This window comes from Bombilactobacillus sp. ESL1094 (assembly GCF_058107425.1).
Map to the genome: position 1 here is coordinate 55850 of NZ_JBYLUM010000001.1, position 12694 is coordinate 68543.

The 12694-nt window shown below is 37.1% G+C and carries 14 protein-coding genes; 4 read left to right on the forward strand and 10 right to left on the reverse strand.

Annotated elements, in window-relative coordinates; translation table 11 throughout:
• Nucleotide 1 precedes the first annotated feature (1 nt).
• Nucleotides 2-1282, reverse strand: a complete 1281-nt coding sequence (gene hisS / locus AC3B5S_RS00240) for a histidine--tRNA ligase (RefSeq protein ID WP_489757617.1) — start codon at nt 1280-1282, stop codon at nt 2-4.
• 590 nt (nt 1283-1872) lie between these two features.
• Here hisS and AC3B5S_RS00245 point away from each other — a divergent pair.
• Nucleotides 1873-3204 carry an N-acetylmuramoyl-L-alanine amidase family protein gene (locus AC3B5S_RS00245; RefSeq protein WP_489774973.1) on the forward strand — a complete coding sequence of 444 codons (1332 nt, stop codon included), beginning with the start codon at nt 1873-1875 and terminating at the stop codon, nt 3202-3204.
• 39 nt (nt 3205-3243) lie between these two features.
• On the opposite strand, the gene AC3B5S_RS00250 is transcribed toward AC3B5S_RS00245, so the two are convergent.
• The 7 genes from AC3B5S_RS00250 to AC3B5S_RS00280 form a co-directional block, all read right to left on the reverse strand.
• Nucleotides 3244-3876, reverse strand: a complete 633-nt coding sequence (locus tag AC3B5S_RS00250) for an HAD-IA family hydrolase (RefSeq protein WP_489789902.1) — start codon at nt 3874-3876, stop codon at nt 3244-3246.
• A gap of 7 nt (nt 3877-3883) precedes the next feature.
• Nucleotides 3884-4321: a D-aminoacyl-tRNA deacylase gene (gene dtd, locus AC3B5S_RS00255; protein ID WP_489757614.1), complete on the reverse strand. Its 438-nt coding sequence runs from the start codon at nt 4319-4321 to the stop codon at nt 3884-3886.
• Between the two features lie 12 nt (nt 4322-4333).
• Nucleotides 4334-6553: a RelA/SpoT family protein gene (locus tag AC3B5S_RS00260; RefSeq protein ID WP_489757613.1), complete on the reverse strand. Its 2220-nt coding sequence runs from the start codon at nt 6551-6553 to the stop codon at nt 4334-4336.
• A gap of 127 nt (nt 6554-6680) precedes the next feature.
• Nucleotides 6681-7022, reverse strand: a complete 342-nt coding sequence (locus AC3B5S_RS00265) for a hypothetical protein (RefSeq protein WP_489757612.1) — start codon at nt 7020-7022, stop codon at nt 6681-6683.
• Nucleotide 7023: 1 nt separating this feature from the next.
• Nucleotides 7024-7779 carry an RsmE family RNA methyltransferase gene (locus AC3B5S_RS00270; protein WP_489757611.1) on the reverse strand — a complete coding sequence of 252 codons (756 nt, stop codon included), beginning with the start codon at nt 7777-7779 and terminating at the stop codon, nt 7024-7026.
• On the reverse strand, nt 7779-8642 hold the full coding sequence (gene prmA, locus AC3B5S_RS00275) for a 50S ribosomal protein L11 methyltransferase (RefSeq protein WP_489789903.1): 864 nt from the start codon (nt 8640-8642) through the stop codon (nt 7779-7781). The genes AC3B5S_RS00270 and prmA overlap by 1 nt, the downstream gene beginning before the upstream one ends.
• A gap of 14 nt (nt 8643-8656) precedes the next feature.
• On the reverse strand, nt 8657-8809 hold the full coding sequence (locus tag AC3B5S_RS00280) for a hypothetical protein (protein WP_489789904.1): 153 nt from the start codon (nt 8807-8809) through the stop codon (nt 8657-8659).
• Between the two features lie 78 nt (nt 8810-8887).
• Here AC3B5S_RS00280 and AC3B5S_RS00285 point away from each other — a divergent pair, with 78 nt between their 5' ends.
• On the forward strand, nt 8888-9391 hold the full coding sequence (locus AC3B5S_RS00285; RefSeq protein ID WP_489757608.1) for a YbaK/EbsC family protein: 504 nt from the start codon (nt 8888-8890) through the stop codon (nt 9389-9391).
• A gap of 5 nt (nt 9392-9396) precedes the next feature.
• Here the strand turns inward: AC3B5S_RS00285 and AC3B5S_RS00290 are convergent, their stop codons facing one another.
• Nucleotides 9397-10887 carry a glycosyltransferase family 39 protein gene (locus tag AC3B5S_RS00290; protein WP_489789905.1) on the reverse strand — a complete coding sequence of 497 codons (1491 nt, stop codon included), beginning with the start codon at nt 10885-10887 and terminating at the stop codon, nt 9397-9399.
• Between the two features lie 296 nt (nt 10888-11183).
• Here AC3B5S_RS00290 and AC3B5S_RS00295 point away from each other — a divergent pair, with 296 nt between their 5' ends.
• Nucleotides 11184-11360: a PspC domain-containing protein gene (locus tag AC3B5S_RS00295; protein WP_489757606.1), complete on the forward strand. Its 177-nt coding sequence runs from the start codon at nt 11184-11186 to the stop codon at nt 11358-11360.
• Between the two features lie 249 nt (nt 11361-11609).
• On the opposite strand, the gene AC3B5S_RS00300 is transcribed toward AC3B5S_RS00295, so the two are convergent.
• Nucleotides 11610-11864: a helix-turn-helix transcriptional regulator gene (locus tag AC3B5S_RS00300; protein WP_489757605.1), complete on the reverse strand. Its 255-nt coding sequence runs from the start codon at nt 11862-11864 to the stop codon at nt 11610-11612.
• A gap of 124 nt (nt 11865-11988) precedes the next feature.
• Between AC3B5S_RS00300 and AC3B5S_RS00305 the strand changes: the two genes are divergently transcribed.
• Nucleotides 11989-12648 (forward strand): LexA family protein, encoded by a 660-nt coding sequence (locus AC3B5S_RS00305; protein WP_489789906.1) that lies wholly within the window; start codon nt 11989-11991, stop codon nt 12646-12648.
• Nucleotides 12649-12694: the final 46 nt, after the last annotated feature.

Below are 12694 nucleotides of genomic sequence, written 5' to 3' on the forward strand. Positions count from 1 at the left end.
TTTACCCCTTTTTAATTTTAGCCAATAAATCAGCTTGATCATCTAAGTTAACAGCAATTTCTTGACCATCAGCTAATCGTTTTAACTTAGCTTGGCGCGTCTGCAATTCGCTATCACCAATGGTCAAAGTAAATTTCGCCTGCAGGCGGTCCGCTTGCTTAAACTGGCCTTTAACTTTTTTATCCAAATAATCTCGTTCAGCACTGATGCCGGCTTGGCGTAATTGAGCTAATAACTGTGACACAGCTAAAGAATCCGCACTATCAACGCTCACTAAATAAACATCAGGTCCCACCATTTTCGGTAAATGCTGGTTTTCAGCTTCTAATAATAACATTAAGCGCTCAATACCGAGCCCAAAGCCAACTCCTGACACGTCTGGTCCACCTAATTGCTGCACCAAACCATTGTAACGTCCTCCAGCAATCACCGTCATTTCTTGGTTATTAAAGGCGGCACTTTGAACCATGATTTCATAAATTGTATGATTATAATAATCCAAACCGCGCACCATATTGGAATCAATCGTATATGGAACTTTCAACGCATCCAATAGCGCCGTTACTTGTTGAAAATGTTCTTGGGCTGCAGGAGTTAAATAATCTAAAATCGACGGTGCACCTGCGACAATCTCTTGATCATGAGCATCTTTACTGTCCAAAATTCGTAATGGATTCTTCTGCAAACGAACTTGCGAGTCAGCACTCAATTGCTCTGCCAACGGCGTCAAATAAGCTAATAATGCTTGATGATAAGCTTGCCGAGTTTCTTGATCACCTAAAGTATTGAGCGCAACCGTATAATTATTAATTCCTAATTCATTTAAGAAACTGACCGCCATGAGAATTGTTTCAACATCTAGTTGTGGACTATCACTGCCTAATGCTTCTACGCCAATTTGGTGAAACTGACGTTGACGACCGGATTGTGGTCGCTCATAACGAAACATCGGACCTTTATACCAAACTTTATAAGGGCGCACATACTCGGGCGCAAATAACTTATTTTCTACATAAGCACGTACCACACCAGCTGTGCCTTCAGGCCGTAAAGCTAAGTGCCGGCCACCTTTATCTTCAAAATCATACATTTCCTTGGAAACAATATCAGAAGTATCACCAGACGAACGCGCAAATACATCATATTGTTCAAACATTGGGGTTCTGATTTCATGATATTGATAATTTTTAAAAATTTGTTGGGCTGTGGCTTCAATAAATTGCCATTTTTCAGATTCTCCAGGTAATATATCAACTGTACCTTTAGGTTTTTGATACCGCATCTTTAATCCTCCTTCATCTTCAGACAAGATCGCAATAATTCATTGAGCATTGTTCCAAACTGTGATACTGCCAGCACCAAGTATAAAATTCAACTATAATTTTCATAACCGCACTGGACAACAATCTTTTCAAGTCGCAGGTCTTGATTTGCCAATGATGTGACCGCTTCACTAAAAAACACCCTTGCTCAAGAACAAGGGTGTAAATTAATTACACGGTACCACCTTAATTATCGCTACAGTTAACGCCTGCCAGACGAATTAATTTATTCTCGTCACTGTTACTTTAAGTGAATACTCTCACCGTCATATTCTCTCTGTTAATTTAAAGTAATACTACATTACTACTCTCTTACTAAATTACCATCATCAAAGAGAAAGTCAAGTCTGAACCAGCCAGTTTTTCAATTTGGTGATTTATTTTCAAGCAACCTTAATTTTCAAGAGGATTGCTCTCAAAAACCATTAGATCATTCAAACTTTAAGTTCGACTAAGTCGTAAAATTTCCAAACTCCAGTTCAAATATAATGGCTATTTGCTTTTTAATATTATAATATAGTATTAATCAATATTACAGGATGTCAAATTCATGTTTAAACGCGTAAAACAAATTTTTTCAAAAAATAATTATCATTTGATGAGCTTCTTTTTAATTATTGGATTATTATGCTTAGCTAGTTATTCAACTTTAACTTTGGCTCAATCTAATCAAATTACGGTACAGGCTAATTTCTTAAACGTCCGGTTGGGACCTAGTCTGTCTTACGATACAATTACTCAAGTTAAACGTGGCGAACATTTAACAATCCTCAGTGAAAAAAATGATTGGTATCAAGTGCGGATTGATAGTGACAAGATTGGCTGGGTTGCCAGTTGGCTAATTGCTAATAATGACGCTAACACTTCCAGTAATACCTTTGGTGTGATCAAAGCCCCTAATACTAATGTGCAAAAATATCCGCAAAAATCATCACCTGTTTTAGGAACTTTAATGCAGTCCGATAAAGTCAATATTGTTTACTCTCAAAATAATTGGAGTCAAATCCTATTCGACAAGACAGTAGGCTGGATTCCTAATTCTGAACTGATCATTACTGATAAAGTTCCGGAAAAAATTCAACAAGGATCCCAAAATTCCGGAACTTCCAAAACTGCTAACATCCAATCAGTAACTACCTTACAAAACAATACCCAAATTTATCAACAACCTAACCTGAATTCAAAAATTGTCGCACATATCACCGATCAAACGACTCTACCTTATCTTGGTCGTAGTGGTAAATTTTATAAAATTCGGCTCAATTCGGGAGAAGAAGGCTATATTGCTAGTGGATTAGTGTCAATTTCGGACACTCGCCATGCACTACCTACTGCAGCCACCAAATTACCTGAAGCGACAATCGTTTTAGATCCGGGACACGGTGGTAGCGATCCGGGAGCATTATCGGCTAATCAAAAACACTATGAAAAAACATATACTTTAAAAATTATGCAAATGTTACAAGCCAAATTAGAACAAACAGGAGCGAATGTTATTTTAACGCGACATTCTGATACTAATATTGCTCTCGCCGACCGGGCTCGAACTGCAAACAAACTCAACGCAGACGTTTTTATTAGTCTACACTTCGATGCCAGTGACAATGGTCATGCTAGTGGTATTACTACTTACTACTATTCTGCCAAAAAAGATCGGCGATTAGCACAGCATATTAACCAAAATCTAAAACACACAGCTTTACCAAATCGCGGACTAAAATTTGGCAATTTTGAAGTTTTACGAGAAAACGAACAACCTGCCATCTTAATCGAAGGCGGTTATATCAATAATAAAAAGGATTACCGAAAAATCAGTAATCCTACTTATCAAAAACAATTAGCCGATGCCATTTATCAAGGACTGGTGCAAAATTTCCAGTGAATTAATAATTGATAGCTACTTTTGAAACATATTAACTAATTAATGCACAAACAGTGGCTGCATATCGTTCAACTGTTGGACACTATATTCGGCTGTGGCACGATCATGAAAACCATCGACATCAAAATAAATACTGGCAATCTCAGCATTATGTCCGGCTAACACATCTAACGAACGATCGCCGATCATCACCGTTTGCTCTTTGGATAGTTGATATTTTTTTATCAAGTAATTCAAAGCTTGGGGATTAGGTTTCCGGGCAAAGGTTAAACTAGATGTAATAACTTCTGTAAATAACTGTGCAATTCCTTGCTGCTGCAACAAATCTCTCACTTGATTATCGCGATGCGTCAATAAAAAGTTTTGACCACCAGCTGCTATAACAGTTCGTAAAATTTCTTGTGCTTGTGGATAAAGCTGAACTTTCAGTTGTGCCTGATGATCCAAATTTTGATAATATTTTTGTATAGTCACAAAATCCAGCTGTAGCCTTTGTGCAGCCATTTGTAATTCCTTCGTGACTGAACCCAACTTGATTTTTCGGTACAACTGCTGATCTGAGATTGCTACATCGTCATTAAAATGTTGCAACGTTTGCTTGAGACTTTTTAAAATTCCCGGATACGTATCTGCTAAAGTACCATCATAATCCCAAATTGCATATTTAAACATTGATCAATTACCTCTCATAAATGATTGTCATTGGACCATCATTAGTTAATTGCACTTGCATGTCGGCGCCAAACCGTCCTGTTTGCACTACCAAATTGCTACTCCGCAATTGCTGATTGAATTGCTCGTATAAATCTTTGGCCAAAGCTGGTGCCAGTGCTTCTGTAAAACTCGGACGGTTACCCTTTTTAGTATTAGCGTACAAAGTAAATTGTGAAATTGATAAAATGGCTCCTTGTACATCCAAAATAGATAAATTGGTTTTACCTGCCTGATCAGCAAAAATCCGACTATGCAAAATTTTAGGTACTAAATAATTGACTTGCTCAATTGTGTCGTCGTGCCCAAATCCGACCAATAACATTAAACCGGGCCCAATTTGACCAACCACTGCTTGATTAATACTAACTTGTGCTTGTAAAACTCGCTGTGCTACTACCTTCATTCAAATCAATCCTTAATTAATCACTCGTTGCACGTCGTAAACATCCTGAACATTATTGATCTTATTCATAATATCTTTTAAGTGTTCCAAATTTCTAACTTTTACTGACAAAGTGATATGCGCCATCCGATCTTGATCAACATGACCATTGACACCAGACAACAAATCACTCCGTTTATTGACAACTTGCAATACATCAGTCAATAAACCATTGCGATTATAACCAAACACCTCTAATTTGACATTATAATGATGGTCGTGAACATTCCCCCAACTTGCCTCAATCAAGCGGTTATTAGTGCTCTCTAAATCAATATTGGGACAAGCTGCGCGGTGAATAGTTACGCCTCGACCTTTAGTAATATAACCCACAATTTGATCGCCTGGAATCGGGGTACAACATTTGCCCATGTGAATCAATAAGTTATCTGCACCTTGAATATTGACTTCTCGATCCTGAGTTTCATTGGCCACAATTTTTTCTTCTGGCGGCACTTCCGTTTCGGGCGGGGTGTCCTGTAAAATCTTTTGTTCTAATTCAGCTTGCTTTTGTTGTTCCAACTTTTTACGATCCGCTTCTGTCAAACGGTTAACAACCCCAATAGCAGAAATTTCACCATAACCCACGGCTGCCAATAATTCTTCAATAGTTTCAAAATTATAACGTTGACAGACATTACTTAACATTTTTTTACTCAAGTAAGTTTTAGGAGCAAAATTGCGGTCCAGTAATTCACGTTCTAGCTTATTGCGACCTTCTTCGATATTATCTTGCCGATCAACACTTTTAAAGTAGCGTTTAATCTTATTCCGCGCTCTTGAAGTATAGACTAGATTTTCCCAATCGCGACTGGGTGCGGCATTACTTTGGGTTAATAATTCTACAATATCGCCGTTACGCAGCTTATAATTAAGCGGAACCATTTTTCCATTCACTTTGACACCCGTCGTATGATTACCAACTTCAGTGTGCACTTGATAAGCAAAATCTAAGGGAATAGAGCCCTTCGGCAATTCTAAGACTTCGCCTTTAGGGGTAAATACATAAACCCGATCACTAAAAATGTCGCCCTTCACACTTTGCATAAAATCTGCATCATTGGTCGTTTCTTCTTGGATCTCCATAATTTCACGAAAGACATCAATCTGATGGTCGTTTTGATCCAAAGTAATGGCGGACTTTTTGCCTTCTTTATAAGCCCAATGGGCAGCCACCCCAAATTCCGCTACTTCATGCATTTGATAGGTACGAATTTGCACTTCTAAAGGTCGCCCTTGGGGACCAATGACGGTCGTGTGTAAAGATTGATACCCGTTAACTTTCGGCACTGCAATATAATCTTTAAAGCGTCCAGGCATCGGCTTCCACTTCGCATGAATATTACCTAAAACACTATAACAATCTCGCACTGAATTAACCATAATGCGAATCGCTAACAAATCATATAATTCTTCAAAACGTTTGTGTTTTTCTTGCATCTTTTTATAGATAGAGTAAATATGCTTTGCCCGACCACTAATGTCATAATGAATGTTTAATTGATCAATATTTGCCTGAACTTCCTGAACTGCTTGTTTAATATAAGCTTCACGCTGTGTGCGTTTGGAATTCATGAGATGAACAATCCGATAATACTGTTGTGGATTAAGGTAACGCAAGGATAAATCTTCCAATTCCCATTTAATTGTACTGATTCCCAAACGATCCGCCAACGGCGCATAAATTTCTAAAGTTTCATTGGCAATCCGCCGCTGCTTATCCGGCCGCAAATAATTTAACGTCCGCATATTATGCAAACGATCCGCTAATTTCACCATGATAACGCGCATATCCTTAGCCGTTGCAAGTAACATTTTGCGATGATTAGCAGCTAATAATTCTTGATGAGATTTGTACTTATATTTGGAAATTTTAGTTACGCCTTCCACAATATTAGCCACATCATCACCAAATAATTCTCGAATATCACCAGAAACAATCTTGGTATCTTCCACTACATCGTGTAAAAAACCTGCCGAAACAGTATCCGGATCCATTTTTAAATTAGCTAAGATAGCCGCCACTTGAATGGGATGAACAATATAAAGCTCCCCCGAAGCTCGCCTTTGATCTTGATGCACATAAGCCGCCATCTGATAAGCTTTTTTAATATAACTAACATGACGTTCGTTCATATAAGTAGCACATAACGCAAAAACTTCATCAGCCGTATAAACTTTTTCTTTCGACAAAACCGACTGCACCTACCTTTCAGTATAATCTTTCATTAGAGCTTGCTGGAACCACCAGTTCTCTGGTACAGTTCTACAATTCATTACTTAGACATGAGACTAACTGCAGATTGATCATTAATAGTAATTATTTAGAAGTACTCAACAAAAAGGCTAAATACTCCACTAACAAATATAAAATTACCAACAAATATGCATAGATACTCGTCAAATAATGCAATAAAACTAGAAGCAAAAAGAAACCTGGAAAAATTCCAAACGTCCATTTAGGTTGGCGTGTTCTTTTAATCCATCGACCATACAAAACCGCCAAAATTAAATTTAATACTAAAAAGATCAAACCAACTCGCCAAGATTTACCGAGTTTAAAGGTCCCCGCAATTAAAGGGAGGGTAATCGTTAAAACAATTGTTAATAAACAGATTTGACAATAATTCGATTGCCAACATTTTAAAATAAATTTTTTCACGTTAATATTCCTTGTTCAATTCAATTTGGTAAGACAAAGTACTTAAAAAGTACAGCGGTGCCGTTTCTGCCCGCAAAATACGCGGACCTAGGCCACAACTAATATAGTTATTGTGCAACAATTGAGTAATTTCTTCAATATGAAAACCACCCTCGGGGCCAAATAAACAAATAATTGACTGCTGGGCTTGCAAAGTCTGCAAAGTTTGTACCAATTGGGCTGTTTCACCTTGTTTAGCGGCTTCTTCGTAAGCAATCAAGCGATGATCTGCTGGAAAATCTAATAATTCGGTCACATTATTTAAATAGCTAATTTTAGGAATGACCAAACGTTGTGACTGGGCCGCTGCTGCTTGCGCAATTTCTTGTAAGCGGGCCATTTTTTTAATTCTAACCGCCGGTTTCCATTTCATAATCGAATAACGGGCTTCAAAAAAAATCAACTGGTGCACACCTAATTCAGTTGCTTTTTGAGTAATTAATTCCAGCTTGTCTTTTTTCGATAAAGCACAAGCTAAAGTAACTTGCACCGGCAGTTCCGTTATCTGGCGTGCTTGGGGTTTGAGAGTCACTTCAAAACTAGTTGCTAAAATATTACTGATTGTTGCCACAAAAGTCGCCTGGCTCTGATCAACCAACCAAAATTGTTTACCTACGGGATAGTGCAACACCTTAATTAAATGTTGGTAATGTGGATTGCCCAACTCTAAACTTGAGGTGTTGGGGGCAAGCGTTTCTGACCAAAAAACTTGTTGCATTAACTTTGCTCCTTTTGAGCTACCAAACAAGACCAGCCCGAACTAATCAATTCTTGTTGAATAACTAAATGTTGCTGTTGTAATAATTTTTTCATAGTTTCTGCTTGTTCCACCAAAAATCCGGACACAATCACTAAGCCTGAAGTATTAAGACGGTCATTGATTTGTGGCATTAAGGCAGTTAGTGGGTCTAATAGCATATTCGCCACAACCATGTCGGCTGTCTGTTGAACACCCGTTAATAGTGAATTTTGACAGACTTGAAACTGACTAGTGAGCTGATTGAGTGCAAAATTTTCTTGAGCAACAGTCACAGCTTCTGCCGATAAATCATAACCATAGAGCTGATTAACACCAAGCTTGGCCGCAGCAATAGCTAAAATCCCCGTGCCCGTTCCGACATCAATTAACGACTCCTGTCCATGAATAAACAGTTCCAATGCTTGCAAACAAAGCTTAGTCGTGGGATGTTCACCCGTACCAAAAGCTTCCTGTGGTCGCAGCATAATTTCTGTGGTGGCTGGTTGAGCATCTTTTTGCCAAGCGGGAACAATCTTTAAAAAATGACTAACAGTTACTGGTTGATAGTATTTTTGCCAATACTTACCCCAATGCACATCAACATTTTCATGTAGGTGTAATTCATACTGATCTGCAGTAATCCCCCATTGCTTTAACTCTTGTTGTAATTGTTGGCACCACTGTTGATTCAATGTCTTTGCCGGCAAATAAATTGCCAAACCTTGATCATTTGGCAAGGTTTCAATCCCTTGAATTTGTTGTTGAATTAATACTGCACTAATTAAATCTAAATTCTGAGTAGCAGTTGTAATGATTAGTTGATTAAAAACTGGTTGACTCATTTAATTATTTTCCTTTACTTTTTTTGAAGTGCATACTTTTTAGTCAAATGTTCAAACTGTTGTTGAACAGTGACCAAGCGTTCATCATCTTGACGGACTTGCTTCAAGATTTGAGCAAAGTCTTGTTTTTGTAAATTAACTTTGTTAGTTTTACGACGTTTAAACATGAAATTCTCACCTATTAGCTCTAGAAATCTAAATCATGTTAATATTATAAATGAAATTCCAAAAGGAGACACGATTTTATGTCCAAAAAAAAGCGTTTATCAAAAACCTTAGTTGAGAAAATTTTAGACAAGCAAAAAATCACTTACCAACCTGTCGATTTTGCCACCCAGCAAGTTGGTGATGTTCAGCAAATTAAAGATGATCCAACCAACGAATTACACGTTTATAAAACATTAGTACTCAATGGTTCTCAAAGCGGTCCTTTAGTGGGTGTTATTCCATTAAATCAACATTTAAGCTATAAATTATTAGCCAAAGCCTCCCACAATAAAAAAGTAGCCATGGTTCCCTTAAAAATGCTCAAACAAACTTCTGGCTTTGAACACGGCGCTAACAGTCCCGTCGGTATTCGTGAACAGCATAATTATCCTATTTATTTTGACCAACAAGCACTTACTGATCAAAAAATCACTTTTTCAGCTGGTAAAATTGGTCGCTCCGTAACCGTGAATATTCAAGATGTTTTGCCTTTAGTTGACGGACAGATCGCTAACATTGCCGTTGCTAAGCCAGAACAATAATTCTCTTACTTATTGGACAGTAGCTCATGTTGACCCAGGGCGCCAATGAACACATAAAATGGTAGGAACTGAATCAAATAACGACTCATTCCTGATTCAAAAAGCATTAAATAGAGTAAGCCACCGATAATCGTCAAATATAAGCAAACTTGTAAAAAGTGTGGTTGTTGCCGCCGCTGTTGCCATAAAGTAATGACTGCTCCCACTAGAATCGCAATCCACCAAACCTGTGCCAACACATAATAAATTGACACATAATGACCTAAAGGATAAAACAAGCTGCGTAAGAATCCGCCCAAGGTGGCTGTTTGGGGGCGATTTTGAATCAGAAAACCGCGCGGTGTGGAATTTTCACCCCAGCCAAATGATCCATCGCGCACAGTATAGTAAAATTTTCTCATTAAAAATAGCGGATAGCGCCAGCCCATTTTTAAAACCCGCTGTTGATACGTTTGCCAGCCTAATTGTGTTTTATTTTTTTCACCTTTAGTAGCTACAATGCGATTGAAATCTGTCACGTTCCAAGCTCCATGTCCCTTAGAACCTAACATCATATAGTACGTAGCTGGGTGCTTTAACTCAGACTTAATCGGATATAGTTGTTGATGCTGATTAATTGTACTGATTGTCGCGAAAGTTAAACCAAAACCAACCAAACTAGTAATTAATAAGAAGCAGCTACTTTTTTTCCAAGGTGTTTTAAAAATTACAAGTACTAATATCAATGCCAGCGCAAAAATGATACTGGAAGCTTTCATATACCAACCTAAGGCAAGCATAATCCCCGCCACAGCACTCCACCCGTAACGCTTCATGGAAGTCTGTGTCATTTTAATATTGACCAAACTATAAATCGCTAATGCGGTGGTTAATAACGATAAGGTATCAGTATAAGTAATAATAACCCACGGACTAAATACTAAAGTAATTGTTAATACTACTAATGCAGTGTGCGCTACCTTTTTAGCAGTAATTTTTTTCAAAGTTAGATAAAACAAGACTACTGCTAAATCAATAGCTACGGCATTAAAACAATTAATGAAGGTCCAAGTTAAACTTAAATGTAACAATTGACTCAGCATTAGTAAACCAGCATAACAATAAAACAGTAACAAATTATTTGAACAATAAGATAAGTAGTTATATAGTACATAATTATTTTTATACATGGTGCGCTGAGTTAACGACATCAATACTTTCTGTGGATCCCAGTCATTACTCGTACTTAAAGCCATAATTAAAATAATTTGCCAAATTAGTCCTGCCGCAAATAAACACCAACTAATTATTTTCTGTTGCTGATTTGTCAGCTGTCGCCAGAGATAAATTCCAAGCGCTAATAAGGCCACAGACCCGATGGTTAAACTTCCTAGCCAGAGGCGATGGTTGCTTAAGCGTTGTGGCCCATAAAAGATTGCTGAAACTAACATCCCTAGCATTAACAACCATGTTAGCCACTGCAATAATTTAGCTAATTTTTGTCGCACAAGTGCCATAATCTTCTCCTTTAAGATATTTGAATGTCTGATTTAGCAGCAAGCAACTGTAAAAAAGGATTCAAAACCCCATTGTGAGTTTTGAATCCTTGAGTAATGCCCCTGCCAAGGAACTATATTATACACCTAATTATTGTCTTCCGGATAGTCGGAGTCATTAACTTGGAAAATTATCCTATCTCATTAATGCTGGGACCTTTATAATAAAGCTAGAACTTGAAAAAAGTTCTCTATAACTACTAATCACAGCAAGAAAAACTTTTATGATTCAGTTTAAGAACAAAGGAGGATTTACTATGCATTTACCAATTTATCGTTCCCGATCTAATAAAGTTTTGACTGGTGTTTTGGGCGGAATAGCAGAATATTTCGACTGGAATGCTAATGTCCTGAGGATTTGTTGGGTTGTACTGACCGTTACACCTTTTCCCGGAGTGATACTGTATTTATTATTGTGGTTATTAATGAAATAACAATTAACACCCTATTCTTAGGCTCTCTGAATTAGTATTTTATAGCCAATTAGAGTCGTTCATCGCAGTTGGAACAAAAGTTGCTTAAAAGTGAGTAATATAAAAGGCCGATGTTCATTTAAATTACGAATTTTTTGTCACCCCACCTCAATATTTTAAGATAAGAAGGAGATCTTTGACTCAATTTGCATAATTTTTAGACATTTTCCTTTTGTGTGATCTACTTCTAATTATATGTAACACCAGAATCTAATCTTCATAAAATAATTGTTCAATGGTCATTTCAAAATATTGAGCAATGATTAACATTTCATAATCATGAAAGGGCGCCTTGCCGCGCTCTTTTTGCTCATATTGGCGGCGGTTTTTTAAACCAATCAACTGTGCCATTTGCGTGGTAGTTAATCCCCGATTTTGCCGTGCGGTTCTTAAATGAAATTTAGGTTTTAAATAAGCTGCTTTCAAGACTTTCTTATCCAAAGTTTTTTGATCTAATTTCTTCATGATAATTTTACTCCTCTTTGCTAATATCTCATATTGCAATATTTACGTCAAGCTTTTCAGATTTAAATTCAAAAGTTGCTTAATATTTATTGGCTGTGATATATTTATCGCAAGGAGTGATTTTATGCCCAAAAATATCTTAGGACCTATTATTAAACAATTACGTTTAAAACAACATTTAACTCAAAAGGAACTGAGTCAACTAACCGGCTTCAATCAAAATACTATTTCCAATCATGAAAATCAAAAGCGCTCACTACGCGAAGAAGAGATTCTGATCTATGCTAAAGCATTAAATGTAACACCACAAGAATTATTTGATAATTATCGTCAAGCTACAAAAACTCCAGAACTAGTGCGTAAGTATAATTATTTTCCCGAAGGAATTTCTGCTGGTTTACCCCAAGAAGTTGATCCTTTTACTGATCAGCAAATGCAAACCATTAGTTTACCCAGCCAAATTTTAGGTAAATATTCAGATGTCAGAGATATTATATTTCTCCCAGTTAATGGGGAATCCATGAACCGCGTGCTACCTGATGGCTCCTTAATCGGCTTACAAAAAATCAATCAACTCTCCGAATTACACAATGACGATTTAGTTGTCTTTCAAGTTAATCAGGCAGTAGCCGTTAAACGTTTTTACTATGATGCCCAAAGACAATTTGTACAATTCATTCCAGATTCTAATAATCCTGATTTTCCAACTTTAACCTATCAGATTGATGATTTTAATGAAACTTGTATTATCGGTAAAGTCATCATTTGTATCACTAATTTTTAGACAAAAAAGCTTCGAAAAACCTGCACAAGCGGTTTTCGAAGCTTCT